Genomic DNA, 26,378 nt, shown 5'->3' with positions numbered 1-26,378 from the left:
CGTTCACGCGTCGCCCGACTCCACCAGGTCGGCCGCCTCCCGCGCGCAGCCCCACGCCACCGTCACCCCGGCGCCACCGTGCCCGTAGTGGTGCACGACGGTCCCGCCGCCCGGCAGCCTCACCCGCTCCAGACGTACGGCGTCGCGGACGGGCCGCAGACCCACCCGGTGACCCAGGATCCGGGCGCCCGCGATCTCCGGCCGGACGGCCGCACAGCGCCGCACGATCGCGTCGGCGACCACCGGATCGGGCTCCGTCGACCAGTCGTCCTCCTGCGCCGTGCCGCCGAGCACCAGCCGGCCGGGCTGCGGGAAGAAGTACGTCGAGCCGCCCGACGGCGACTCCGGGCCGGTGTACCAGGTGTCCACGCCCGGGTTCTCCACCAGCACCAACTGCCCGCGCACCGGGCGCACGGCCGGGTCCGGTACCAGGTCGCGAGCGCCGAGCCCGGCACAGTTCACGACCACCCGCGCCTCACCCGACGACCCTGCGAGCGAGGCGAGCGAGGTCACCGTGCCCGTCTCGACCGCGCCGCCCGCCGCCGCCAACCGGGCCCCCAGCCACCGCAGATGCGTCGGCATGTCGATCAACGGCAGCCGCGCCCACAGCCCTTCACCGCTCCGGCACTCCGAGGCGGTCGCCACCCGCAGCTCCGGCACGTCCGCCGCCCACGCCCCGAGCCCGTCCAGCCTGCCGCCCTCGTGTACGCCCTCGACCATGCGTACGCCCGTCTCCTCCGGACGGTCCGCCAACTCCCCGTACACAGCGAAGGATTCCAGCGACCAGTCGCCGACCCGGTCCTCGGGCCGGATGCGGTAGGGCCACCAGAGCGCACCGGCAACGGCCGAGGTCGTCCGCCCCGCGGGCTCCCGGGACCGGACCAGGACGCTGTGCCCGCGCTCAGCGAGAACCACCGCCGTCGTCAGACCTATGACGCCGCTGCCCACCACGATCACGTCAGTAGCCACGCCGGGACCGTAGCCGAATCCGCTGCTGCGTGCTCACTTTCCGTGCGAGGTGGGGATACTCAGGACATGTCTGCCGTCTATACGACCTTCGGTCTGGCGCCCGCGACGCGCACCGGTGGGGTTCTCGCCAACGGCGACTACCAAGTGCACCGGGACTTCGTGGACTTCATCGTCGATGGCCGTCCGCTGCTGTTCCAGCTCTCCGATCTCGACGCGGTGTCGCCGCTCGCCTCCGACGTGCCGCCCGCGATCTTCGCCGCCCAGGCCCGCGGCCTCCTCCTGGAGGCCAACGCTCCGCTCGCCGACGGGCGGTATGTCATCTACGGCTGCCCGGAGTGCGAGGGCATCGAGTGCGGCGCCGTCACGGCCGTGATCGAGAAGGCCCCGGACGGTGACGACTACATCTGGCGCGATTTCGCCTGGCAGACCGACACCCGGGCCGACCTGGACCTCAACGGCTACCACGGCATAGGGCCCTACCGGTTCCGGGGTGCCGAGTACCGCGACGCGCTGCGGCGGCTGATCGAGGACGCCGGGGCCGGCGGAGCGCCGGGCCGCCGCCGGGTCCTGCTGATCGGCGCCCGGGTCGCCGTCCTCGCCAAACTCGCCGCCGCCCTGCGCGCCATCGGCATCGGCGCCGAGATCACCGATGGCGCGGCCGGCGTCCCGCCCGACGAACTGCGGACCTATGGCGCCGTCGCCTTCGGCCGCGCGGTCGGCCAGAGGGAACGATCCGCCGTGCGCGCCGCGTTCACGGACGCGGGCGTCGAGGTGGCGTACGTCGACGGGCTCGCCCCCGTCATTCCGCTGCTCGTCGCCCAGATCGAGCAGTCCCTCGACGCCGGGACCGACGGGGACCACCCGGTGCGGCGCCGCCTCACCGCACTGGTCGCCGCCGACGGCGAGGCCAGGGTCGAGGTCACCTCGACGTGCCGGGTCCGCCTCATCGCGTACCGCCTGGACCGCCTGTACCGGACCCACACCCAGGAGATCTTCGACGGCGTGCTCACACCGGGCCACCACCGGATCGCGCTCGACGCCAAGGCGGTGCGGGGGGAGTCCTTCGTGGTGGCGCGTACGACGGACAGTGTGCGGGTGGCGGCGATGGAGCGGTGAGCGAGCGGGGCGGGCCGACGCGGGGTGAGCTGCCGGGCCCCCGGCGCTCGGCCGAGCCGCCGCCGAGCGGGCCGCCGCGGAAGCGCCCCGGTGAGCCGTTGTGCCGCCCGCTGGCCGGGCGAGCCGTCGTGGGGTCCTGCGGCCGGGGGGCCGTCGTGTGATGCCGCGCTCCGACGAGCCGTCGTGTGATGCGATGCTCCGACGGGCCGTCGCGCGGTGCCATGGCCGGGTGGGCTGCTACGGGGTGCCTCGGCCCGGTGGGCCGTCGGGCCGTGCCATGTTCCGGTGAGCTGCCACGGGGTGCCATGTCCCGGTGAGTCGTCGTGCGATGCCATGCCTCGGTGAGCTACCAGGCAGTGCCTCGGACCGGTGAGCCGCCGTGCGACGCTATGCCTCGGTGAGCTGACACGAGGTGCCCCGGCCCGGTGAGTCGTCGCGCGACACCATCCTCCGGTGAGCTGCCACGCGGTGCCTCGGCCCGGTGAGCCGTCGCGTGACGCCCCCCTCGGATGAGCCGCTGCCGAACCGCCCGGTCGGCCGCCGGCGGCAGTCCGTTTCCGGAACGCCCTGGGGCCTCCGTAGGATCGACCCGTTATGACTGCCACTCTCGTCGCCAAGGATCTCGCCGCGGGCCACGGCGACCGCTCGCTCTTCACCGGGCTCGACCTCGTCGTCGCGCCGGGCGAGGTGATCGGTCTCGTCGGTGCCAACGGCGCGGGCAAGTCCACCCTGCTGCGGCTGCTCGCCGGGCTCGACTCGCCCGACGAAGGGGAGCTGCGGCTCTCCCCGCCCACCGCCGCCGTCGGCCATCTCCCGCAGGAACCGGAGCGCCGCCCCGGCGAGTCGGTACGCGCCTTCCTGGCCCGGCGTACCGGTGTCGCCGAGGCGCAGCGAGCCCTGGACGAGGCAACCCAGGCCCTGGTCGACGGTGCGCCGGGGGCCGACGACGCGTATGCCGTGGGCCTGGAGCGCTGGCTTGGCCTCGGCGGCGCCGACCTCGACGAGCGCGCCGAAGAGGTGACCGCGTCGCTGGGCCTCGGTGTCGACCTCGACCAGCCGATGACGACCCTGTCGGGCGGCCAGGCGGCCCGCGCCGGACTCGCCTCGCTGCTCCTGTCCCGTTACGACGTGTTCCTCCTGGACGAGCCGACCAACGACCTCGACCTCGACGGACTCGACCGGCTCGAATCCTTCGTGAAGGGGCTGCGCGCGGGCACCGTCCTCGTCAGCCACGACCGCGAGTTCCTCGCCCGCACGGTCACCAAGGTCCTCGAACTCGACCTGTCCCAGAGGCAGATCAACCTCTACGGCGGCGGCTACGACGCCTATCTGGAGGAGCGCGAGACGGCCCGCCGGCATGCCCGCGCCGACTTCGACGAGTACGCCGACAAGAAGGCCGCACTCGAAGGCCGCGCCCAGACGCAGCGCGCCTGGATGGACAAGGGCGTCAAGAACGCCCGCCGCAAGGCCACCGACAACGACAAGATCGGCCGCAAGTTCCGCAGCGAGTCCAGCGAGAAGCAGGCCGCCAAGGCCCGGCAGACGCAGCGCATGATCGAGCGTCTCGACGTGGTGGACGAGCCGCGCAAGGAGTGGGAGCTGCGGATGGAGATCGCGGCGGCCCCGCGCTCCGGCGCGGTCGTCGCCACGCTGCGCGACGCCGAAGTGCGCCGGGGTGACTTCCGGTTCGGCCCCGCGTCGCTCCAGGTCGACTGGGCCGACCGGGTCGCCGTGACCGGTGCGAACGGCTCCGGCAAGTCCACGCTCCTGGGCGCCCTGCTCGGCCGCGTACCGCTCGACGCCGGGTATGCCGCGCTGGGTCCCGGGGTCGTGGTCGGCGAGGTCGACCAGGCCCGGCAGCTCTTCTACGGCAGCGAGTCCCTCATCGACGCGTTCTGCGCGGCCGTCCCCGACACGGAACCCGCCGAAGTACGCACCCTGCTGGCCAAGTTCGGCCTCAAGTCCGACCATGTGCTGCGCTCGGCGGTCACCCTCTCACCGGGCGAACGGACCCGCGCGGGACTCGCCCTGCTCCAGGGCCGGGGCGTCAATCTGCTCGTACTCGACGAGCCGACGAACCATCTGGACCTGCCGGCCATCGAACAGCTCGAATCGGCGCTGGCGTCCTACACCGGCACACTGCTCCTGGTCACGCACGACCGCCGGATGCTGGACGCGGTCCACACGACCCGCCGTATCGAGATGGCGGCGGGCAAGCTCACCGAGGTGTGAGCCCCGAGGGTGACGGACGCCCCGGTCTCCCGGGGCGCCCCTTGACTCACCGCTTGTTCCGACTCACCGCTTGCTCTGACTCACCGCTTGCTCTGACTCAGCGCTTGTTCGGATCGACCAGCCCGGCCCGGCGCAGTGCGTCCGCCATCGCGCTGTTGGCGGGCGGCGCCGACTGCCGCGCGGAAGCCGGCCGGCCCCCGCCGCCCTGCTGCCCCGCGCCCTGACGCCCACCGGCACCGCCTTGGCGACCGCCTCCGCCCTGACGGCCGGCACCACCGCCCTGCCGTCCGGCGCCCTGACGTGGCTGCGGCGGGCGCCCGCCGCGCTGGGCTCCGCGACCCTTGCCGTCGGCCGCCGCGTCCGCGGGCGCGATCTCGTCGTCCAGACGCAGCGTCAGCGACACGCGCTTGCGCGGAATGTCGACGTCCAGCACCTTTACCTTCACGATGTCGCCGGACTTCACGACATCGCGGGGATCCTTGACGAACGTCTTGGACATCGCGGACACATGGACCAGGCCGTCCTGGTGCACACCGACGTCGACGAACGCGCCGAACGCGGCCACATTCGTGACGACCCCTTCGAGCACCATGCCCGCCACCAGGTCGGAGAGCTTCTCGACGCCCTCCTTGAAGGTCGCCGTCTTGAACGCGGGCCGCGGGTCGCGCCCCGGCTTCTCCAGCTCCTTGAGGATGTCCGACACGGTCGGCAGCCCGAAGGTGTCGTCCACGAAGTCCGCGGGCCGCAGCGAGCGCAGCGTCCCCGTGTCGCCCATGAGCGACGCGACCTCGCTGCCCACGGTCTTCACCATCCGGCGCACCACGGGATACGCCTCCGGGTGCACGCTAGACGCGTCCAGCGGGTCGTCGCCGCCCCGGATCCGCAGGAAGCCCGCACACTGCTCATACGCCTTCGGGCCCAGACGGGGAACCCCCTTGAGGGCCGTCCGGGAGCGGAACGGGCCGTTCTCGTCGCGGTGCGCCACGATGTTCTCGGCTAGTCCGGAGCCGATGCCGGAGACCCGCGCGAGCAGCGGCGCGGACGCGGTGTTGACGTCCACACCCACGCCGTTCACACAGTCCTCCACGACCGCGTCCAGCGAGCGCGAGAGCTTCACCTCGGACAGGTCGTGCTGGTACTGCCCGACCCCGATCGACTTCGGGTCGATCTTGACCAGCTCGGCGAGCGGGTCCTGGAGCCGCCGCGCGATCGACACGGCGCCGCGCAGCGACACGTCCATGTCGGGCAGTTCCTGCGAGGCGAACGCCGACGCCGAGTACACCGAAGCGCCCGCCTCCGACACCATCACCTTGGTGAGCTGCAACTCCGGGTGCTTGCCGATCAGTTCACCGGCGAGCTTGTCCGTCTCGCGGGACGCCGTGCCGTTCCCGATGGCGACCAGTTCGACCGCGTGCTCCTTCGCCAGGCGCGCCAGCTTGGCCACCGACTCGTCCCACTTGTTCTGCGGGACATGCGGGTAGATCACATCGGTGGCGACGACCTTGCCCGTCGCGTCGACCACGGCGACCTTCACACCCGTACGGAACCCGGGATCCAGGCCCAGGGTCGAGCGGGTGCCCGCCGGGGCGGCGAGCAGCAGGTCCCGCAGGTTCGTCGCGAACACCTGCACCGCCTCGTCCTCGGCGGCCGTCCGCAGCCGCAGCCGCAGGTCGATCCCGAGGTGCACCAGGATCCGGGTCCGCCAGGACCAGCGGACCGTGTCCGCCAGCCACTTGTCGGCCGGGCGGCCCCGGTCGGTGACATCGAAGCGGTGGGCGATCGTCCCCTCGTACGAGGACGGGCCGGGCGTGTCGGATGGCTCCTCGGGCTCCAGGGTGAGATCGAGGACGTCCTCCTTCTCGCCGCGCAGCATCGCGAGGATCCGGTGCGAGGGCAGGTCCGTGAAGGGCTCGGCGAAGTCGAAGTAGTCGGCGAACTTCGCGCCCGCCTCCTCCTTGCCCTCCTTGACCTTCGCCGCGAGCCGGCCCTGTCCCCACATGCGCTCACGCAGCTCGCCGATCAGGTCGGCGTCCTCCGAGAAGCGCTCGGTGAGGATCGCGCGGGCGCCGTCCAGGGCGGCCTGCGGATCGGCCACGCCCTTGTCGGCGTCCACGAAGGCCGTGGCGGCGGCGAACGGGTCCACCGAAGGGTCGCCGAGCAGACCGTCCGCGAGGGGTTCGAGGCCCGCCTCGCGCGCGATCTGCGCCTTGGTGCGCCGCTTCGGCTTGAACGGCAGATAGATGTCCTCCAGGCGCGCCTTGGTGTCGGCCGCCCGGATCGACGCCTCCAGCTCCTCGGTGAGCTTGCCCTGCTCCCGCACCGATTCGAGGACGGCGGTGCGCCGCTCCTCCAGCTCCCGCAGATACCGCAGCCGCTCCTCCAGGGTGCGCAGCTGGGCGTCGTCGAGCATCTCCGTCGCTTCCTTGCGGTAGCGGGCGATGAAGGGAACCGTCGAGCCGCCGTCGAGCAGCTCGACCGCGGCCTTCACCTGCCGCTCCCGCACGCCGAGCTGCTCGGCGATCCTGCCTTCGATGGACCCTACGAGGGGTGTCGTCACGATCCCGTACCGCCTTCTCCACTGAGGTTGCGCGGCAATTGTGGCAGGTGGCACCGACAACCGGGCGGCAGGGCGCCAGACGGCGCCGCTCGGGCGGGGCGCGCCGGGCCGGGAGTCGGGCGGTACGAGTCGGGCGGTGCGGCTCAGTTCTTGCCGAAGGCTCCGCCCGGGAACGCCCCGGCGGCCATCGCCGTCTTCAGGATCCCTCCGGCGAGTTCGGTGAGCCGTTCGACACCTGCCGCGCCCAGATGCGCGTACGGGGCGTGGTCGAGGCGGTCCGTGCGGGCCTCGACTCCCTCGCGCATCGCGGCGCCCTCGCGCGTCAACTCGCCGTCCGCGTCGAGCAGTCCGCGCTCCCGGAGCCGTCCGACGGCGGCGTCCCAGTCGGCGCGCGACCAGCCGCGGCTGCCCAGGGCCCACTTCGGCGTCATGCCCCGGCCGGTCGCGGTGTGGCTCACCAGGGCCTCCACCGGGTCCAGTTCCGCGTCGAGCAGCGCCGCGAGATGGCCGTCGCCCCGGTGTTCGCGCAGCAGCGTCGCCGCGTGCCAGTAGGCGAGGTGCGGTGCGTCCGGCACCGGCAGATCGGCGTGCGCCGTGTACAGCGGGCGGGCCGCCCCGGCGCACGCCTCCGTCGCGCGCAGCGCCAGCTTCGCCGCCTCCGCCATCTCCGGTGACGCGATCAGTTCGTCGCCGAGCAGCCGTCGCAATGTCGCGTCCACCGCGCGCGTGCGCGCCGCGAGTACCGTCTTCGGCTCCGCGACCGTCCACACCGTCGGTACGTGCCGGGCCACCAGCGCGGGGTCGAAGTTGAAGAACGTCGCCGCCACGACACCGGCACCGACCGGTCCCATGGCGGCGGCGCGTACCGCGAAGTAGGCGGCGGACGCGTCATCGATCCCGATCCCGGCCAGCTCGCGCCCGAGGTCCGGCGAGAAGTAGTGGGTCGAGTGCAACGGGTTGAGCATGTGGTGACAGCGGCGACCGGCACGCTCCGGCAGAGATTCCATGTGCTGGATGTTACCGACTGGTCGGTACGTGGGGAAGCCGGTGGACGCGGTGCGGGAAATCCGGGCGCGGGAAGACCGCCTCGGCCCTCAGTCACCCGCCGGAGACCAGGTGAAGCGCGGCTGCCGTCGCTCCAGGAACGCCGCGGCGCCCTCGGCCGTGTCGCCGCTGCCCCGCGCCTGTCGGGCCCAGTGCTCCGCCCGGTCCGTGCGGCCTGCCGCGAACTCCTTCGCCGCCGCCTGCGTGAGCTGCGAACGCGACGCCAGGACACGGGTGAAGTCGGCGACCCGCCGGTCCAGTTCGCCGGTGGGCAGTACCTCGTCCACGAGCCCGGTCCGCAGCGCGTGCCCGGCGTCGATCAACTCGCCCGAGAACAGGAGGTACTTGGCCGTCGCCGGACCCACCAGGGACACCAGCCGCCGTGTGGACGACTCCGGATAGACGATGCCGAGCTTCGCGGGCGTCACGCCGAACAGCGCCTCCTCGTCGGCGAACCGCAGATCGCACGCCGCCGCCAACTGGCAGCCGCCCCCGACGCAGTGCCCGCGTACGACGGCCAGCGTCGGCTTCGGAAAGGCGGCGAGCGCGTCCTCGGCCCGTACCGCGAGGTCCTGCGCGGCCGGTGCCGGGCCGCGCAGCGAGGAGATGTCGGCGCCCGCGCAGAAGGTGCCGCCCTCGCCGGTCAGCACCAGGACCCGTACGTCCGGATCGGCCGCGAGGATGTCGAGCAGCGGTGGCAGGGAGCGCCACATCGTCTCGGTCATCGCGTTGCGCTTGGCGGGATGCCGGATGACGACGGTGGCGACCCCCTCGGCCGCGCGGTGTGCCAACTGCGGCGACTCTTGCTCCATGCACGGATGCTATCGGCGGCACCGCGCGCGTGATCTTCGAGGCGGCCGGACGTCAGGGGGGCTCCACGTGATGCCCGTCACCGGCCGCTCCAACCCCTACAACCTGAAGAGGGCACCAAGTCACCACAAGAAGGACAGGAGCGGTCGCACGAATGACGCTGTCATACGCCATCGGATCAGATCGTGTCGATAGTCGCTGACTTCTGGTCAGTTATCCGGCACGGACCGGGGCATTCCCAACACTCGACGTGTGGTGACAATCGAGCACAAGGGCGGCGACCGGACGATGGACAGCAGCGGGTGGGGTTCCGGTCCGCCTCCGGAGGGCGGCCCGGGGGTGTACCCCGACACGGAACAGAGACCGCTGTCGTACGAGGGTGTGTGGCGGTTCACCGCCCCCGCCACCGATGCCTCGGTGCCGCAGGCGCGGCACGCGGTGCGCGATCTGCTCGCCCGGCAGGGGGTGCCCGCGTCGGACGACCTGGTGCACAGCCTGCTGCTGATCGTCTCGGAGCTGGTCACCAACGCCGTACGGCACGCGGCGCTGCTGTCGCCGATACTCGCTGTCGAGGTCGCCGTCGGCGCCGAGTGGGTCCGGGTCTCCGTGGAGGACAACCACCCGTACCGGCCGACCGCCCTGGTGACCGACCACGGGCAGACCGGCGGCCGGGGCCTGCTCCTGGTGCGTGAGGTGACCCGGGAGGCCGGCGGGGCGTGCGACGTGGAGCACACGGCGGCCGGGGGCAAGGTCATCTGGGCGGCCCTGCCCCTCAAGCCGGCCCGGCCCGCCGACCCCCAGGGCCTGGGGCTGCCGCTCCCTTGACGACCCTGACGGTCCTTACGGCCCGGCCCCCGCCGTCCCACCGGTCGGCCGGGCACGGTTTCACCGGTCGGCAGAGCCCCCTCTCACCAGTCGGCGGAGGGGCCTGTCAGCTCCTTGATCGCGGGCCGCGCCGCGTCGAGCACGGTCATGAACCAGGCCGAGAAGGGATCCTTCTCGTGCCGCTCGGCCAGCTCCGCCGCGGTCACGAACGCGGTGTCCTCGACCTCGGCCGGATCCGGCCGGGGCGCCGACTGCACCATCCCCACGAACAGATGGTTGAACTCCTGCTCCACCAGGCCCGACGCCGGGTCCGGGTGGTTGTAGCGCACGGTCCCCGCCTCGGCGAGCAGCGACGGCGAGACCCTCAGCTCCTCGAACGTCCGCCGGGCCGCCGCGGCGAACGGCGCCTCACCGGGATACGGGTGCCCGCAGCAGGTGTTCGACCACACACCGGGGGAGTGGTACTTGCCCAGAGCGCGCTGCTGCAACAGCAGCCGGCCCCGCTCGTCGAACAGGAACACGGAGAACGCCCGGTGCAGCTGACCGGGCGCCTGGTGGGCGGAGAGCTTCTCCGCCGTGCCGATCGTGGTGCCGTTCTCGTCGACCAGCTCCAGCAAGATGGTTTCAGCGGTGCCGTTCGACGAACTGTGCTCCGCGGTGGCAGGTGTGATCGGCATACCCATCCTTCGCTTCGGTCTTCGAACTTCAAGTCTGCCGTACAACAACGGCACTCTCGGTACCTGCGCCCGCATGTCCCGCCGCGCCGAGGCGGGCGGGACATGCGGCGTGTACTGGTCAGACGCCGAAAGCGGCCGGATACCTGATCGTTCCCTGGGGTACCCCCGCGGAACCGTCGAACACCAGCGCCATCATTGCCTCGTCAGGCACCTCGAAGCCGGGTTTGATCCCGTACCGCGACGCCGGTACGAAGCCGAACCTCGGGTAGTACTCGGGGTGCCCCAGGACGAGGACCAGGTCGTCGCCGCCCCGCGCGCGTGCCGCGTCGAGTACCGCCCGGACGACCGCCGAGCCCACGCCCCGGCCCTGGTACGCGGGCAGGACCGCCACCGGAGCCAATGCGAGGGCAGGTGTGTCGCCGACTCGGCAGCGGGTGATCAGGGCGTGCCCGGCGACCGTGCCGTCCGGCGCCTCGGCGACGTACGACAGACCGGACAGCCATGCCTCCGGATCGGCGCGCAGCGCGTCCACGAGCGCCGCCTCCTCCTCGGTCGGGAAGGCCGCGCTGTTCACGGCCCGTACGGACGCCAGGTCGGCGGCCGTCTCGGGCCGGGTGCGCCACTGCGACGCGTCCGCCGGGCGCAGGACGTACCCGGTGTACCCGTACTCGTCCCCGTGCTCGCGGCGCATCGCCAGTTCCTCGTGGGTCGCCGCCAGGGCCCGGGCCATGCCCGGAGCCTCGGGGTCGGCGGCGGCCACGCGCGCGGAGAGCGGTCCGTAGTACGCGTCCCAGTCGGACTCGGGCTGACGGTGCACATGGACGACGTGATACCCGGCGGCCGTCGCCGCACGGATGTTCTCGTCACTGGTCCGCAGCGGGTACTGCGGATCCCAGAAGGCGCGCGCCTCGGGACCCGGTGCGTCGGTGGTCCACTCGCACTCGGTGAGCACCAGTGCGCCGCCCGGCGCGAGCAGCCGCCGCCAGGTCCGCAGGGCGGTGTCGAAGCCGATCGAGTACGCCGAACTCTCGGCCCAGACAAGGTCGAACGAACCGTCGGGGAACGGGAGTTCCGCCATGTCGGCGTGGAGCGGGTGGATCCGGTCGGTGAGCGAGCGGGCCTCGGCGGCGGCCCGCAGCTCGTCGAGGAACGGCTCGTGCAGATCGACCGCCGTCACCTCCACGCCGGCCTCCGCGGCGAGCAGCAGTGCGGAGGCGCCGGGACCGCAGCCCAGGTCGAGCACGCGCGGACGCGCGGGCAGCGGCCCGGTGGCGGAAACGGCGGAGAGGAGGTGCCGGGTGGTGGCCTCGGAACCGGGGCCCTGACGCGGAAGGTCGCGGTGCAGGGCGAAGAACGCCTCGAAGGAGGCGGTGTTGTCGGACAACGTGAAAACCTTCGGGGTGTGGGGGCCCCGGCACTGCCGTGAGTCGGTCAGCCGTGGGCCCGCGAAAGGGGGATGCGTCGGTCGCCGCTCGAAGCAGCGCTCACCACGACAGTCATCAACCCACCTCCACGTGTGTGCGGTACCGGTGTCCCGGTGGTCCGCACGCCCAAAGAACCGGCTCACCGTAGCAGCCGCCCCGGACGGTCAGCGACAGACTTTCGCCTCGTGCCGCGCGTGACCGCCGGGCTCCAGTTGGAAGGTGCAGTGCTCGACGTCGAAGTGTCCGCCGAGGCAGCCCTGCAACGCGTGCAGCATCTTCTCGTGACCGATGGCGTCCAGCGTCTCGGCGCTGACGACCACATGCGCCGACAGAACGGGCAGGCCCGAGGTGATCGTCCAGGCGTGCAGGTCATGGACCGCCTCGACACCGGGCAGGGCCAGGATGTGCGCCCGTACCTCCGCCATGTCGACGCCCCGGGGCGCCGATTCGAGCAGGATGTCGAGGGTCTCGCGCAGCAGCTTCACCGTGCGCGGGACGATCATCAGGCCGATCACGAGCGAGGCGATCGGGTCGGCCGGCTGCCAGCCCGTGGTCAGGATGACCAGCGCCGAGATCAGCACCGCCACGGAGCCGAGCGCGTCCGCCGCGACCTCCAGGAAGGCGCCCCGCACATTGAGGCTCTCCCGCTGGCCACGGACGAGGAGTGACAGCGACACCATGTTCGCGACCAGGCCGACGGCACCGAACACGAGCGTCAGCCCGCCCGCCGTCTCGGTCGGCGTGACGAACCGCTGGATCGCCTCGTACAGCACATAGCCACCCACGCCGAGGAGCAGCAGACAGTTGGCGAGGGCGGCGAGTATCTCGGCGCGGGCGTAGCCGAAGGTGCGGCTCGCGCTCGGCGGGCGGTTCGCGAAGTGGATCGCGAGCAGGGCCATGCCGAGGCCGAGCGCGTCCGTGGCCATATGGGTCGCGTCCGCGATGAGCGCGAGCGAATCCGCGACCAGAGCGCCGATGATCTCGACGAACATCACGGTCAGCGTGATCGACAGCGCGATCCGTAGCCGCCCCTGGTACGCGGCGGCGGCCGTCCCCGTCGCCGGTCCGCCGTGCGTATGTCCGTGATCGTGCCCGGCCCCCATGAAAATACCGCCCTCCGTCATCGCCCTGAACGCTCTTGCGTGTCTTCAGTGAACTACGGGTGGGGGGTATCGGGCAACACGGCGCTGAACACCGTTGTCATGTGCTCTGACCTGCGGAAATGAAGCGCAGGTCAGAGCAGGGAAGCGGCCCTGTGGGGTCAATGGCCGGCTGCCTCGGGGTGGTGCAGCAGCCAGCCGCGCCAGGCCGACTCCACCATCTCCCGCGCGTCCCGCCGTGCCGTCCAGCCCAGCTCCTCGGTGGCCAGCCGCGCCGACGCCACCGCGCGCGGGGCGTCCCCGGCGCGCCGCGGCTCGACCACCGCCGGACGGTGATCGCCGGACGCCTCGGCGATCAGCCCGAGCAGTTCGCGTACGGAAACGCCCTCACCGCGCCCGATGTTCACCGTCAGGTCACCCGTCACCTGCTCCGCGTTCAGCCGCCTCGCCGCCGCCAGGTGCGCGTCCGCGAGGTCGGCGACATGGATGTAGTCACGGACACAGGTGCCGTCCGGCGTCGGATAGTCGTCGCCGAAGATCCTCGGGGCCTCGTCGCGGGTCAGCCGGTCGAAGACCATCGGGATCACGTTGAACACCCCGGTGTCCGCCAGCTCCGGCGTCGCGCAGCCCGCCACGTTGAAGTACCGCAGGCACACCGTCGCGATGCCGTGCGCCCGGCCCGCCGCCCGCACCAGCCACTCCCCGGCGAGCTTCGTCTCGCCGTACGGGTTCACCGGCACGCACGGGGTGTCCTCGCTGATCAGCTCCACGGCCGGGTTCCCGTACACCGCCGCCGACGACGAGAACAGGAACCGCCGCACCCCGGCCTCCGCGACCGCTTCGAGCAGGGTCGCGAGGCCGCCCACGTTCTCGCGGTAGTAGAGCAGCGGCTGCTCCACGGACTGCCCGACCTGCTTACGGGCCGCGAGATGCACCACACCGGTCACCGCGTGCTCCGCGAGAACCCGCTTCAGCAATTCGCCGTCGAGCGAGGACCCCTCGACCACCGGAACATCCGGTGCCAGCCTCCCCGCCGCCCCGGAGGACAGGTCGTCCAGGACGACCACGCGCTCCCCGGCGTCCGTCATGGACCGCACCACGTGCGATCCGATAAATCCGGCTCCACCTGTGATCAACCACGTCATGGTCCACGAGCCTAAGCCCGGTCCGGAGGGGCGAAGCCGGGCGGGCACGGGCGACCCCGGGTGGACGAAACCGAACAATGCGACCGGCTCCCCGCGAACGATGTCCCGTATAGAGGGATCTGGGAGCACGGTTTGTCGAGTGGGCCTTCGATCAACAATGATGATCGCGGCGGTGCCGACCAGGCAGACGGTGCTTATCGGCCCATGAACGGGCGGTGAACGCCCGCTTGTATTCATCCGATAGCCTCTGCCGACACGCCGCCCGGCCCACCCCGGCCCCGGGGCGCGCCCACCCACACACGCCCGGCGCCAGGACGCGTCGGCATTCCAAGGAGTGAGTCCGCTCTGTCGACCGCCATCCTCACCGGCAGGCCGGTTCCAGGGTCGTCGCTCGAAGGCGATCTGCGGGAACTCGGCTTCGACGTGCGGCTCGCCGATGACCCGTCCGACGCCGTGGGACTCCTCGTGGAGGTCCCCGCCGACCAGCGCGTCGCGATCGTCGACAGCCGCTTCGTGGGACACGTCCACGCGCTCCGGCTCGGCCTCACCGACCCCCGCTTTCCCGCCGCCGCTATCCCCGGCGCCGTGACCGCGGCGCCCGCCGCCCGAGCCGCGCTGCTCGGCGCGGTACGCGAGAGCACGGGGGGCCCCGCGCGCGGCGGCGCCACCGTCGCCGTCGAATCCCTGGCCGACCGGGTCGCCGCCCTGGTGGAGGCCGGCGAAACCTCGCTGCACCGGCCCGACCTCGGCACCCTCATCGCCGTGGTCCCCGCCGATCCGCAGGCCCGCAACGAGGCGCGGCAGTCCGTCGCCGCCGTCGACGACGAGGCCGTACGGCTGCGTACCGCCGTGAAGTCCCGCGACGGGTTCTTCACCACCTACTGCGTCAGCCCCTACTCGCGCTACCTCGCCCGCCGGTGCGCCCGCCGAGGTCTCACCCCCAACCAGGTCACCACCGCGTCACTCGTCACCGCGCTGATCGCGGCGGGCTGCGCCGCCACGGGCACCCGCGCCGGATTCGTCGCCGCCGGTGTCCTGCTCCTCTTCTCCTTCGTCCTGGACTGCACGGACGGCCAGCTCGCCCGCTACTCGCTCCAGTACTCCACACTCGGCGCCTGGCTCGACGCCACCTTCGACCGCGCCAAGGAGTACGCGTACTACGCCGGACTCGCCCTCGGCGCCGCCCGCGGCGGGGACGACGTGTGGGCGCTCGCGCTGGGCGCCATGGTGCTCCAGACCTGCCGGCACGTCGTGGACTTCTCGTTCAACGAGGCGAACTCCGACAGCGCGGTCGCCGGCGCCGGCAGCAGCCCCACCGCCGCGCTCTCCGGCCGCCTCGACAGCGTCGGCTGGACGGTCTGGGCACGCCGCATGATCGTGCTGCCGATCGGCGAACGCTGGGCGCTGATCGCCGTACTCACCGCCCTGACCACCCCGCGCCTCACGCTCACCGTCCTACTCATCGGCTGCGGCCTCGCCGCCTGCTACACCACCGCCGGACGCCTTCTGCGCTCCCTGACCAGGAAGGCAGCGCGCACCGACCGGTCCGCCCAGGCCCTGTTCGACCTCGCCGACTGCGGGATCCTCGCGCAGTCCTTCGCGGAGGCGTTCAAGGGCTTCGCGCGCCGACTGCCGTCCTTCACGGCACCGGCCGTCGCCCTGGCCGGCGGCGCCTTCGTCGTCGCGGTGAGCGCCTTCACGCAGTACGGCGGGACCTGGCCGATCGTCGCCGCCTGCGTGTACTGCGTCACCTCGGGCCTGGCCGTCGCCCGCCCCCTCAAGGGCGCCCTCGACTGGCTCGTTCCGCCCCTCTTCCGGGCGGCCGAATACGGGACGGTCCTGGTACTGGCGGCCCACGCCGAGGTGAACGGGGCCTTGCCCGCGGCTTTCGGACTGGTGGCCGCCGTCGCCTACCATCACTACGACACGGTCTACCGCATCCGCGGCGGCACCGGCGCGCCGCCGCAGTGGCTGGTGCGGTCGACCGGGGGGCAGGAAGGCAGGGTCCTGCTGGTCACGGTCGCGGCGGCCCTGCTCGGCAACACAGATTTCGGCCTCGCGCTCACGGCACTCGCCGTGGCCGTGGCACTCGTGGTGCTCGTGGAGAGCATCCGCTTCTGGGTGTCCTCGCAAGCACCCGCCGTACACGATGAAGGAGAACCCGCATGATCGGCCTCGTGCTGGCGGCCGGCGCCGGACGGCGTCTGCGCCCCTACACCGACACCCTGCCCAAGGCACTGGTGCCGGTAGGACCCGAAGGGTCCGAGGAGGGCACCGCGGACCACCTCACCGTGCTCGACCTCACCCTCGGCAACTTCGCCGAGATCGGCCTGACCGAGGTCGCGATCATCGTCGGGTACCGCAAGGAGGCCGTGTACGAGCGCAAGGCGGCCCTGGAGGCGAAGTACGGCCTCAAGCTCACCCTCATCGACAACGACAAGGCCGAGGAGTGGAACAACGCCTACTCCCTGTGGTGCGGCCGTGACGCCCTGCGGCACAGCGTGATCCTCGCCAACGGCGACACCGTGCACCCGGTCTCCGTCGAGAAGACCCTGCTCGCCGCCCGCGGCGACGGCAAGAAGATCATCCTCGCCCTCGACACGGTCAAGCAGCTCGCCGACGAGGAGATGAAGGTCGTCGTGGACCCCGAGAAGGGCGTCCAGAAGATCACCAAGCTGATGGAGCCCGCCGAGGCCACCGGCGAGTACATCGGTGTCACCCTCATCGAGGGCGAGGCCGCCGACGAGCTGGCCGACGCCCTCAAGGTCACCTTCGAGCGCGACCCCGACCTCTACTACGAGGACGGCTACCAGGAGCTGGTCAACCGAGGCTTCCAGGTCGACGTCGCCCCCATCGGCGATGTGAAGTGGGTCGAGATCGACAACCACGACGACCTCGCCAAGGGACGTGAGATCGCGTGCCAGTACTGACGAGGCTCATCCCCTCGCCGCTGGTCGTCGACATCCGCGCGGGCGCACTGGACGACCTTGCCGGAGTCCTCGCCGACCAGCGGATCTCCGCCTCCGGCAAGCTCGCCGTCGCGATCAGCGGCGGCTCCGGGGCCAAGCTGCGCGAGCGCCTGGAGCCGGCGCTGCCCGGCGCCGACTGGTTCGCGGTCGGCGGCGGCACCCTGGACGACGCGGTCAAGCTCGCCGACGCCATAAAGAAGGGCCGCTACGACGCGGTCGTCGGCCTCGGCGGCGGCAAGATCATCGACTGCGCCAAGTTCGCCGCGGCGCGTGTCGGTCTGCCGCTGGTCGCCGTCGCGACGAACCTGTCGCACGACGGCCTGTGCTCCCCGGTCGCCACCCTCGACAACGACGCGGGCCGCGGCTCGTACGGCGTGCCCAACCCGATCGCCGTGGTCATCGACCTCGACGTGATCCGCGAGGCACCCGTACGGTTCGTCCGCTCCGGCATCGGCGACGCCGTCTCGAACATCTCCTGCGTCGCCGACTGGGAGCTGTCCAACCGGGTCACCGGTGAGTCCATCGACGGACTGGCCGCCGCCATGGCACGGCAGGCCGGCGAGGCCGTGCTCAGGCACCCGGGCGGCGTCGGCGACGACGCCTTCCTCCAGGTGCTCGCCGAAGGACTGGTCCTCACCGGTATCTCGATGTCCGTCGCGGGCGACTCCCGCCCGGCGTCCGGCGCCTGCCACGAGATCAACCACGCCTTCGACCTCCTCTTCCCCAAGCGCGCCGCGAGCCACGGCGAACAGGTGGGCATAGGCGCCGCGTTCGCGATGCATCTGCGCGGTGCCCACGAGGAGTCCGAGCACATGGCCGAGGTGCTGCGCCGGCATGGACTGCCCGTCCTGCCGGAGGAGATCGGCTTCAACCGGGACGAGTTCGTCCAGGTCGTCGCCGTCGCTCCGCAGACCCGCCCCGGCCGCTACACGATCCTGGAACACCTCGACCTGTCCACCGACCAGATCAAGGACGCATACGCCGACTATGCCAAGGCCATCGGTAGCTGAACTCCGCCCCGTCGTTCACCCCGCCGGGGTGAAGGACCGGCGCAGCGGTGAGCACTGGGCGGGACGCCTGTACATGCGGGAGATCTCGCTGCGCGTGGACCGGTACCTGGTCCCCACGCGGGTCACGCCCAACCAGCTGACCTATCTGATGACCGTCTTCGGTGTCCTCGCCGCCCCGGCCCTCCTGGTGCCGGGCATCGCGGGCGCGGTACTCGGTGTGCTGATGGTCCAGCTCTATCTGCTGCTCGACTGCGTGGACGGCGAGATCGCCCGGTGGAAGAAGCAGTTCTCGCTCAGCGGGGTCTACCTGGACCGGGTCGGCGCCTATCTGTGCGACGCCGCCGTGCTGGTCGGCTTCGGTCTGCGCGCCGCCGATCTGTGGGGCGAGGGCCGGGTGGACTGGCTGTGGGCCTTCCTCGGCACGCTGGCCGCGCTCGGCGCCATCCTGATCAAGGCCGAGACCGACCTCGTCGGTGTCGCCCGGCACCAGGGCGGGCTGCCGCCGGTCCAGGAGTCGGCGTCCGCGCCGCGCTCGTCCGGACTGGCCCTGGCCCGTAAGGCCGCCGCCGCGCTCAACTTCCACCGGCTCGTCCTCGGCATCGAGGCGTCCCTGCTGATCCTGGTCCTGGCGATCGTGGACGCGGTCAGGGGCGACCTGTTCTTCACCCGGCTCGGCGTCGCCGTCCTCGCCGGTATCGCGATGGTCCAAGCCCTGTTGCACCTCGTGTCCGTCCTCGCTTCGAGCAGGCTGAAGTGAGCACGTCCATGAGCAGCCCCCTCAAGGTCGGTGCCGTGATCATCACCATGGGCAACCGGCCGGAAGAGCTGCGCGCCCTCCTCGACTCGGTCGCCAAGCAGGACGGCGACCCGGTCGAGGTGGTGGTCGTCGGCAACGGCTCCCCGGTACCGGACGTGCCCGCGGGGGTCCGCACGGTCGAGCTGCCCGAGAACCTGGGCATCCCCGGCGGCCGGAACGTCGGCATCGAGGCGTTCGGACCGTCCGGCGGCGACGTCGACGTCCTGCTGTTCCTGGACGACGACGGACTGCTCGCCCAGCACGACACCGCCGAGCTGTGCCGCCGTGCCTTCACCGACGACCCGAAGCTCGGCATCGTCAGCTTCCGTATCGCCGACCCCGGCACCGGGGTCACCCAGCGGCGCCACGTACCGCGGCTGCGCGCGTCCGACCCGATGCGCTCCTCACGCGTGACGACCTTCCTCGGCGGCGCCAACGCCGTACGCACTCAGGTCATCGCCGAGGTGGGCCCGCTGCCCGACGCGTTCTTCTACGCCCATGAGGAGACCGACCTCGCCTGGCGCGCCCTCGACGCGGGCTGGTTGATCGACTACCGCTCCGACATGGTGCTGTTCCACCCGACGACGGCCCCTTCCCGGCACGCGGTCTATCACCGGATGGTGGCCCGTAACCGGGTCTGGCTGGCCCGCCGCAATCTGCCGGCCCCGCTCGTCCCCGTGTACCTGGGCGTCTGGATGCTGCTGACGCTCGCCCGGCGCCCCTCGGGACCTGCCCTGAAGGCATGGTTCGGCGGGTTCCGGGAAGGCTGGACCAGTCCCTGCGGGGCCCGTCGCCCCATGAAGTGGCGTACGGTGTGGCGCCTGACACGACTGGGCCGACCTCCTGTCATCTGACAAGCTCCTCTCTGAGAGCATTCGGGCCGTGTCCGGTCCCTGGCTCCTGCCTATGCCCGACCAGGCTGCGCATCTTGAAGACGAAAGTTTCCACTTGTGAGTGAGACAACGCATGATGGCGGCGTTACGGTGACCGCGCCTCCGTCGCCCGACGACGGGCTCTCCCCGGCCGCGCTCGCCGCCAAGTACGGCCTCGCCGTCAGTGGTGCCCGCCCAGGGCTCATCGAGTACGTCCGCCAGATGTGGGGGCGGCGCCACTTCATCCTGGCGTTCTCGCAGGCGAAGCTCACCGCCCAGTACAGCCAGGCCAAACTGGGCCAGCTGTGGCAGGTGGCCACGCCGCTGCTGAACGCGCTCGTCTATTACTTGATCTTCGGTCTCATTCTGAACGCCAGCCGGGGCATGTCGCACGACGTGTACATCCCGTTCCTGGTCACGGGAGTCTTCGTCTTCACCTTCACCCAGAGTTCGGTGATGGCCGGCGTCCGGGCCATCGCGGGCAACCTCGGCCTGGTCAGGGCGCTGCACTTCCCGCGCGCCTCGCTGCCGATCTCCTTCGCGCTCCAGCAGCTCCAGCAACTGCTGTTCTCGATGATCGTGCTGTTCATCATCGTGATCGGGTTCGGCAGCTACCCCGGCCCGTCCTGGCTGCTGATCCTCCCGATCCTCGCGCTCCAGTTCCTCTTCAACACCGGGCTCGCGCTGATCATGGCCCGGATGGGCAGCAAGACGCCCGACCTCGCCCAGCTCATGCCGTTCGTGATGCGGACCTGGATGTACGCGTCCGGCGTCATGTTCTCCATCCCGGTGATGCTGAAGGACAAGCCGGCCTGGATCGCCGAGATCCTCCAGTGGAACCCGGCCGCCGTCTACATGGACCTGATGCGCTTCGCGCTCATCGACGGCTACGGCTCCAGCAATCTCCCGGCGCATGTGTGGGCGGTCGCCGCGGGCTGGGCCGTTCTCGTCGCCGTCGGCGGCTTCGTGTACTTCTGGAAGGCGGAGGAGCGGTACGGCCGTGGCTGAACAGTATCCGGGACAGTATCCGGGGGACATCCCCACCGTGATCGCGGACGAACTGCACATCGTCTACCGCGTCAACGGCGCCAAGACCGGCAGGGGCAGTGCCACCGCCGCCCTCAGCCGTATCGTCAAGCGCGGTTCCGACGAGGAGAAGCGCGGTGTGCGCAAGGTGCACGCCGTACGGGGTGTCTCCTTCGCCGCCTACCGGGGTGAGGCGGTCGGCCTCATCGGCTCCAACGGCTCCGGCAAGTCGACCCTGCTGCGCGCCATCGCCGGACTGCTGCCCCCAGAGAAGGGCAAGGTCTACACCGACGGCCAGCCCTCGCTGCTAGGTGTGAACGCGGCCCTGATGAACGACCTCACGGGAGAGCGGAACGTCATATTGGGCGGGCTCGCGATGGGTATGTCCCGCGAGCAGATCAGGGAGCGCTACCAGGAGATCGTCGACTTCTCGGGCATCAACGAGAAGGGCGACTTCATCACCCTGCCGATGCGCACCTACTCGTCCGGCATGGCGGCCCGGCTCCGCTTCTCCATCGCCGCCGCGAAGGACCACGACGTCCTGATGATCGACGAGGCACTGGCCACCGGCGACCGCAAGTTCCAGAAGCGGTCCGAGGCCCGGATCAGGGAACTGCGCAAGGAGGCCGGAACGGTCTTCCTGGTGAGTCACAACAACAAGTCCATCCGGGACACCTGCGACCGGGTGCTCTGGCTCGAACGCGGGGAACTGCGTATGGACGGCCCGACGGACGACGTACTCAAGGAGTACGAGAAGTTCACAGGGAAGTAGCCGTCCGCCCAGGTCACGGCCCGACCGCCCGGATCGTATGGAACCCCGCCGGAACCGTCCGGCGGGGTTCCGTCGTGTTCACAAGTCCCAACTTCTTTGCTGGTGGGGAATCTTGACGCCAATCGGTGTGTTGTTGTGATGTGCAGGACACCCCGACGAACCATGTCTCGTTGTACAACGTAAGCTGTACCGGTCCTGATGCGCGGCAAGTGGGGCGATAAGTGACAACGCCCCCATGCGGTCGGCCCGCGGGGGGCGAGGCGGCGTGTCCGAAATAGGATGTATTGGGTCGGCAGTGTAGAACGGGAGATGTGACGGCAATGGCTACGGAAAGTCTCCAGCTCCGCGATGCTTCCGCCGTCCCCGCACCGGGCAGCGCGTGGTGACGGGACCCGGGAGAACCCGGTCCGGCACGGCCGCCCGCAGCGGCTCCGCGGTGCACGGCACCCTGGACAAGGCCGCGACCGAGAACTTCCCCGTGGCCCCCTTCTTCCTGCCCCGTGCCTGGCGCGGCGACCTCATGGCCCTCTACGGGTACGCCCGGCTGGTCGACGACATCGGCGACGGCGACCTCGCACCCGGCGGTGCCGACGCCCGCCACCTGGGCCTGTCACCCGAACGGGCGGACGACCGGCTGGCGTTCCTGGACGCCTTCGAGACCGACCTCCGACGTGTGTTCGACACCGACACCGACGCCGAAGGTGGTTCCGGCGGCCCCCGCCACCCACTGCTGCGCCGCCTCGTCCCGACCGTCCGCCGGCACGCCCTCACCCCCGAGCCCTTCCTCGGCCTGATCGCGGCCAACCGCCAGGACCAGCTCGTCACCCGCTACGAGACCTTCGACGACCTCCTCGCCTACTGCGAGCTGTCCGCGAACCCGGTCGGCCGGCTCGTCCTCGCCGTCACCGGCACCGCGACGCCGGAGCGGATCCGGCGCTCCGACGCCGTCTGCACCGGCCTCCAGATCGTCGAGCACCTCCAGGACGTCTCCGAGGACCTCGCACAGGGCCGCGTCTATCTGCCCGCCGAGGACATGAAACGTTTCCATGTGCAGGAGTCCGACCTCGCCGCCCCCAGTGCGGGCGCGTCGGTGCGTGTCCTGATCGCGTTCGAAGCGGAACGCGCCCTGCGACTGCTGAATGAAGGCACCCCTCTCGTGGGTAGCGTCCACGGCAGGCTGAAGCTGCTCCTCGCGGGGTTCGTGGCCGGGGGGAGGGCGGCCGTACGCGCTGTCGCGGCCGTCTCCTACGACGTCCTTCCTGGACCGCCGAAGCCCACCAAGGTCCAGTTGCTGCGCGAGGTGGGAGCGACACTGCGAGGAGAGGGGTGAGCCGGGCCGTGGAGCCAGACCAACACGTGTCCGCACCGGTACTCGCCGCATACGGCTACTGCGAGTCGGTGACCGGGCAGCAGGCCCGGAATTTCGCGTACGGGATCAGGCTGCTGCCGACGCCCAAGCGCCGTGCCATGTCCGCGCTGTACGCGTTCTCACGGCGCGTCGACGACATCGGGGACGGCGCACTCGCCCCCGACGTCAAACAGGTGCGTCTGGAGGAGACCCGGGCCCTGCTGACCCGGGTCCGCGAAGGCGCGGTCGACGAGGACGACACCGACCCGGTCGCGGTCGCCCTCACCCACGCGGCGACCGCGTTCCCGATTCCGCTCGGCGGCCTCGACGAACTCATCGACGGCGTCCTCAGCGACGTACGCGGTGAGACATACGAGACATGGGACGACCTGAAGGTCTACTGCCGCTGTGTCGCCGGAGCCATCGGCCGACTCTCGCTCGGTGTCTTCGGCACCGAGCCCGCGGCGCGCGGCGCGGAGCGGGCCCCCGAGTACGCCGACACCCTGGGGCTCGCGCTGCAACTCACCAACATCCTCCGCGACGTTCGTGAGGACGCCGAGGGCGGACGGACCTATCTGCCGGCCGACGACCTGGCCAAGTTCGGCTGCTCCGCCGGGTTCAACGGGCCGACGCCGCCGCCCGGATCGGACTTCGCGGGCCTCGTGCACTTCGAAGTCCGGCGCGCCCGCGCGCTGTTCGCCGAGGGCTACCGGCTGCTGCCCATGCTCGACCGGCGCAGCGGCGCCTGTGTCGCCGCCATGGCCGGTATCTACCGGCGCCTCCTGGACCGTATCGAGCGCGAGCCGGAGGCCGTCCTGCGCGGCCGGGTCTCGCTGCCCGGACGCGAGAAGGCGTACGTGGCGGTGCGCGGACTGTCCGGTCTCGACGCCCGGCACATCGCGCGTCAGACCGTCAGGAGGCGCGTCCGATGAGCCCGTTGGGTGATCACGCCATGCCCGCGCACAACCGGCGGGCAACCCTCCGCCCCACCTCGGCGTCCCTGACTGCGACGGCCCGCACGGGGTTCGGCGATCATGCCGACCGCGCGCGCGGCACGGTGGACGGAGAGGGCGCGTGAGCGACACGGACAAGCGGCCCCCGGGGCTGCCCGCGGACGCCGAAGGCCGCCCCGGACGGGAGGCCGTGGTGGTCGGCGGAGGGATCGCCGGGATCACCGCGGCGCTCGGACTCGCCGACGCCGGCGTGCGGGTGACCCTCCTTGAGGGACGGCCCCGGCTGGGCGGGCTCGCCTTCTCCTTCAAGCGGGGCGACCTCACCGTCGACAACGGCCAGCACGTCTATCTGCGCTGCTGCACGGCCTACCGATGGTTCCTCGACCGCATCGACGCGACCCCTCTCGCCCCGCTCCAGGACCGCCTCGAAGTCCCCGTCCTGGACGCCGCGACCCGTGTGCGCACCCGGTCCGGCGAAGGACCACGGCTCGGCACCCTGCGCCGCGCCGATCTGCCCGTACCGCTGCACCTCGCGCGCAGTCTCGCCGGCTACCCGCATCTGTCGCTCGCCGAACGCGCCAAGGTCGGGCGGGCCGCACTCGCGCTGAAGAGCCTCGATCCGGCCGATCCGGCCCTGGACAGCCAGGACTTCGGCACCTGGCTGCGCGAACACGGTCAGTCGGCGCGCGCCGTCGAGGCACTCTGGGATCTCGTCGGCGTGGCCACCCTGAACGCGGTCGCGGGCGACTCCTCGCTGGGTCTTGCCGCCATGGTCTTCAAGACCGGGCTGTTGTCCGAGCCGGGCGCCGCCGATATCGGCTGGGCCCGCGTCCCACTCGGTGAACTCCATGACACGCTCGCCCGCAAGGCGCTCGACTCCGCGGGCGTACGCACCGAGATCCGTACACGCGTCACCTCCCTCTCGCGTACGGAGAACGGGCGGTGGGCGGTGGAGGTTCCCGGCGAACGCATCGAGGCCGACACCGTTGTCCTCGCCGTCCCGCAGCAGGAGACCCACGACCTCCTCCCGGACGGGGCGCTCGACGACCCCGACCGGCTGCTCGGCATCGGCACCGCGCCGATCCTCAATCTGCATGTGGTCTACGACCGTCCGGTGCTCCGGCGGCCGTTCTTCGCGGCGATCGGCTCACCCGTGCAATGGGTGTTCGACCGCACCGACGCCTCAGGGCTGACCGAAGGTCAGTACCTTGCCCTCTCCCAGTCGGCGGTCCACGACGCGATCGACGAACCCGTCGCCGCGCTGCGGGAACGCTTCCTGCCGGAGCTGGAACGCCTACTGCCCGCCACCCGCGGCGCCGAGGTACGCGACTTCTTCGTCACCAGGGAGCGCACCGCGACCTTCGCCCCGACACCCGGGGTCGGCCGGCTCAGGCCCGGCCCCCGCACCAAGGCACCCGGCCTCTACCTGGCCGGCGCGTGGACCGCCACAGGCTGGCCCGCGACCATGGAAAGCGCGGTACGCAGCGGTGTCAGCGCCGCCGGTGCCGCCCTCGTGGCGCTCGGCCGTTCCCGTGGCCATCTCTTCGAGGAGGCGGCATGACAATCGACCTCCACGGGACAGGTCCCCGTACCCCCGGCACCGCGACAAGAGGAGAGACAGTGCCCACTGTGCCCCCGGCCGAACCGTCCGCCGAGGCCGTGGACGTGACCGCGCTCCTGGAACGCGGCAGGACCCTGGCGTCGCCGGTGCTACGGGCCGCCGTGGACCGTCTCGCGCCGCCCATGGACACCGTCGCCGCCTACCACTTCGGCTGGATCGACGCCGAGGGCAACCCCACGCACGGCGACGGCGGCAAGGCCGTGCGGCCCGCGCTCGCCCTGCTCTCCGCGCAGGCCGCGGGCGCCGCCCCCGAGGTCGGGGTGCCCGGCGCGGTCGCCGTCGAACTCGTGCACAACTTCTCGCTGTTGCACGACGACCTGATGGACGGTGACGAGCAGCGCCGCCACCGCGACACCGTGTGGAAGGTGCACGGCCCCGCGCAGGCCATTCTCGTCGGCGACGCCCTCTTCGCGCTCGCCAACGAGATCCTGCTGGAACTCGGCACCGTCGAGGCCGGCCGCGCCACCCGGCGACTGACCACCGCGACCCGCGCCCTGATCGACGGTCAGGCCCAGGACATCTCCTACGAGCACCGTGAGCGCGTCACCGTCGAGGAGTGCCTCGACATGGAGGGCAACAAGACCGGCGCCCTGCTCGCCTGCGCCTGTTCCATCGGCGCGGTACTCGGCGGCGCCGACGACCGTACCGCCGACACCCTGGAGACGTACGGGTACCACCTGGGGCTTGCCTTCCAGGCCGTGGACGACGTCCTCGGTATCTGGGGCGACCCGGAGTCCACCGGCAAGCAGACCTGGAGCGATCTGCGCCAGCGCAAGAAGTCCCTCCCGGTGGTCGCCGCGCTCGCCGCCGGCGGACCCGCGTCCGAACAGCTCGGCGAGCTGCTCGCCGCCGACGCGAAGAGCAATGACTTCGACAGCTTCTCCGAGGAGGAGTTCGCCGCCCGTGCCGCCCTGATCGAGGAGGCCGGCGGGCGCGAGTGGACGGCGCAGGAGGCACGGCGTCAGCACGCCGTCGCCATCGAGGCGCTGGACACCGTCGAGATGCCGGACCAGGTGCGGGCGCAACTTGTCGCGCTCGCCGACTTCGTCGTCGTTCGAGAGAGATGATCATTATCGCCCGTATATGAATCGCAGTCGCCGACCGGTGCCCAT

The 26,378-nt window shown here is 71.3% G+C and carries 23 protein-coding genes; 15 read left to right on the top strand and 8 right to left on the bottom strand.

Translation table 11 applies throughout. The features are described from left to right. Positions 1–3 precede the first annotated feature (3 nt). Entirely contained in the window at positions 4–957 is a 954-nt protein-coding gene (locus ACFVT5_RS33045) for an FAD-dependent oxidoreductase (protein ID WP_389895690.1), read from the bottom strand. Between the two features lie 78 nt (positions 958–1,035). Between ACFVT5_RS33045 and ACFVT5_RS33040 the strand changes: the two genes are divergently transcribed. Next, complete coding sequence (locus ACFVT5_RS33040; protein WP_389895571.1) at positions 1,036–2,085, top strand: oxidoreductase; 1,050 nt, start codon at positions 1,036–1,038, stop codon at positions 2,083–2,085. A 594-nt stretch (positions 2,086–2,679) separates the two neighbouring features. Beyond that, entirely contained in the window at positions 2,680–4,317 is a 1,638-nt protein-coding gene (locus tag ACFVT5_RS33035) for an ABC-F family ATP-binding cassette domain-containing protein (RefSeq protein ID WP_389895569.1), read from the top strand. Positions 4,318–4,414: 97 nt separating this feature from the next. Here ACFVT5_RS33035 and ACFVT5_RS33030 read toward each other — a convergent pair whose 3' ends face one another. From ACFVT5_RS33030 to ACFVT5_RS33020, 3 genes are all read right to left on the bottom strand, one after another. Beyond that, a complete protein-coding gene (locus tag ACFVT5_RS33030; protein WP_389895567.1) occupies positions 4,415–6,874 on the bottom strand; it encodes a Tex family protein in 2,460 nt (819 codons plus the stop codon). 143 nt (positions 6,875–7,017) lie between these two features. After that, on the bottom strand, positions 7,018–7,881 hold the full coding sequence (locus ACFVT5_RS33025) for a hypothetical protein (protein ID WP_389895565.1): 864 nt from the start codon (positions 7,879–7,881) through the stop codon (positions 7,018–7,020). An 87-nt stretch (positions 7,882–7,968) separates the two neighbouring features. Continuing rightward, positions 7,969–8,730: an enoyl-CoA hydratase/isomerase family protein gene (locus ACFVT5_RS33020; protein WP_389895563.1), complete on the bottom strand. Its 762-nt coding sequence runs from the start codon at positions 8,728–8,730 to the stop codon at positions 7,969–7,971. 286 nt (positions 8,731–9,016) lie between these two features. Between ACFVT5_RS33020 and ACFVT5_RS33015 the strand changes: the two genes are divergently transcribed. Then, positions 9,017–9,553: an ATP-binding protein gene (locus ACFVT5_RS33015; protein WP_389895687.1), complete on the top strand. Its 537-nt coding sequence runs from the start codon at positions 9,017–9,019 to the stop codon at positions 9,551–9,553. An 83-nt stretch (positions 9,554–9,636) separates the two neighbouring features. Here ACFVT5_RS33015 and idi read toward each other — a convergent pair whose 3' ends face one another. The 4 genes from idi to galE all read right to left on the bottom strand — a co-directional run bounded on the left by idi (position 9,637) and on the right by galE (position 13,899). Continuing rightward, positions 9,637–10,230 (bottom strand): isopentenyl-diphosphate Delta-isomerase, encoded by a 594-nt coding sequence (gene idi / locus ACFVT5_RS33010; protein WP_389895561.1) that lies wholly within the window; start codon positions 10,228–10,230, stop codon positions 9,637–9,639. A gap of 118 nt (positions 10,231–10,348) precedes the next feature. Next, positions 10,349–11,614 carry a bifunctional class I SAM-dependent methyltransferase/N-acetyltransferase gene (locus tag ACFVT5_RS33005; RefSeq protein ID WP_389895558.1) on the bottom strand — a complete coding sequence of 422 codons (1,266 nt, stop codon included), beginning with the start codon at positions 11,612–11,614 and terminating at the stop codon, positions 10,349–10,351. A gap of 204 nt (positions 11,615–11,818) precedes the next feature. Continuing rightward, on the bottom strand, positions 11,819–12,757 hold the full coding sequence (locus ACFVT5_RS33000) for a cation diffusion facilitator family transporter (protein WP_389895684.1): 939 nt from the start codon (positions 12,755–12,757) through the stop codon (positions 11,819–11,821). Between the two features lie 158 nt (positions 12,758–12,915). After that, on the bottom strand, positions 12,916–13,899 hold the full coding sequence (gene galE, locus ACFVT5_RS32995) for a UDP-glucose 4-epimerase GalE (RefSeq protein ID WP_389895557.1): 984 nt from the start codon (positions 13,897–13,899) through the stop codon (positions 12,916–12,918). A 345-nt stretch (positions 13,900–14,244) separates the two neighbouring features. Between galE and ACFVT5_RS32990 the strand changes: the two genes are divergently transcribed. The 12 genes from ACFVT5_RS32990 (at position 14,245) to ACFVT5_RS32935 (ending at position 26,333) form a co-directional block, all read left to right on the top strand. Then, a complete protein-coding gene (locus ACFVT5_RS32990; protein ID WP_389895681.1) occupies positions 14,245–16,068 on the top strand; it encodes a DUF5941 domain-containing protein in 1,824 nt (607 codons plus the stop codon). Beyond that, positions 16,065–16,829: a sugar phosphate nucleotidyltransferase gene (locus ACFVT5_RS32985; RefSeq protein WP_389895555.1), complete on the top strand. Its 765-nt coding sequence runs from the start codon at positions 16,065–16,067 to the stop codon at positions 16,827–16,829. The genes ACFVT5_RS32990 and ACFVT5_RS32985 overlap by 4 nt, the downstream gene beginning before the upstream one ends. After that, positions 16,817–17,878, top strand: coding sequence for an iron-containing alcohol dehydrogenase family protein (locus ACFVT5_RS32980; RefSeq protein ID WP_389895553.1), 1,062 nt, complete (start codon positions 16,817–16,819; stop codon positions 17,876–17,878). Before ACFVT5_RS32985 ends, ACFVT5_RS32980 begins: the two co-directional genes overlap by 13 nt. After that, positions 17,856–18,635, top strand: coding sequence for a CDP-alcohol phosphatidyltransferase family protein (locus ACFVT5_RS32975; RefSeq protein WP_389895550.1), 780 nt, complete (start codon positions 17,856–17,858; stop codon positions 18,633–18,635). The genes ACFVT5_RS32980 and ACFVT5_RS32975 overlap by 23 nt, the downstream gene beginning before the upstream one ends. An 8-nt stretch (positions 18,636–18,643) precedes the next feature. After that, a complete protein-coding gene (locus ACFVT5_RS32970) occupies positions 18,644–19,528 on the top strand; it encodes a glycosyltransferase family 2 protein (RefSeq protein WP_389895548.1) in 885 nt (294 codons plus the stop codon). A 96-nt stretch (positions 19,529–19,624) separates the two neighbouring features. Continuing rightward, complete coding sequence (locus tag ACFVT5_RS32965; protein ID WP_389895546.1) at positions 19,625–20,554, top strand: ABC transporter permease; 930 nt, start codon at positions 19,625–19,627, stop codon at positions 20,552–20,554. Further along, on the top strand, positions 20,547–21,344 hold the full coding sequence (locus ACFVT5_RS32960) for an ABC transporter ATP-binding protein (protein WP_389895543.1): 798 nt from the start codon (positions 20,547–20,549) through the stop codon (positions 21,342–21,344). The genes ACFVT5_RS32965 and ACFVT5_RS32960 overlap by 8 nt, the downstream gene beginning before the upstream one ends. A gap of 382 nt (positions 21,345–21,726) precedes the next feature. Next, the gene (gene hpnC, locus ACFVT5_RS32955) at positions 21,727–22,674 is read left to right on the top strand and encodes a squalene synthase HpnC (RefSeq protein ID WP_389895679.1); all 948 of its coding nucleotides are present in this window, start codon (positions 21,727–21,729) and stop codon (positions 22,672–22,674) included. Next, positions 22,671–23,624, top strand: coding sequence for a presqualene diphosphate synthase HpnD (gene hpnD, locus ACFVT5_RS32950; protein ID WP_389895540.1), 954 nt, complete (start codon positions 22,671–22,673; stop codon positions 23,622–23,624). Before hpnC ends, hpnD begins: the two co-directional genes overlap by 4 nt. Beyond that, positions 23,621–23,770, top strand: coding sequence for a DUF6380 family protein (locus tag ACFVT5_RS32945; RefSeq protein ID WP_389895538.1), 150 nt, complete (start codon positions 23,621–23,623; stop codon positions 23,768–23,770). Before hpnD ends, ACFVT5_RS32945 begins: the two co-directional genes overlap by 4 nt. Beyond that, positions 23,767–25,206, top strand: a complete 1,440-nt coding sequence (gene hpnE / locus ACFVT5_RS32940; protein WP_389895535.1) for a hydroxysqualene dehydroxylase HpnE — start codon at positions 23,767–23,769, stop codon at positions 25,204–25,206. The genes ACFVT5_RS32945 and hpnE overlap by 4 nt, the downstream gene beginning before the upstream one ends. Further along, positions 25,203–26,333: a polyprenyl synthetase family protein gene (locus ACFVT5_RS32935; protein ID WP_389895532.1), complete on the top strand. Its 1,131-nt coding sequence runs from the start codon at positions 25,203–25,205 to the stop codon at positions 26,331–26,333. The genes hpnE and ACFVT5_RS32935 overlap by 4 nt, the downstream gene beginning before the upstream one ends. The last annotated feature ends 45 nt before the right edge of the window (positions 26,334–26,378 follow it).

The organism is Streptomyces sp. NPDC058001, from assembly GCF_042886315.1.
Taxonomy (GTDB): domain Bacteria; phylum Actinomycetota; class Actinomycetes; order Streptomycetales; family Streptomycetaceae; genus Streptomyces.
Note: the sequence above shows the minus strand (reverse complement) of the source record. Positions and strands in the feature narration are given on the sequence as shown.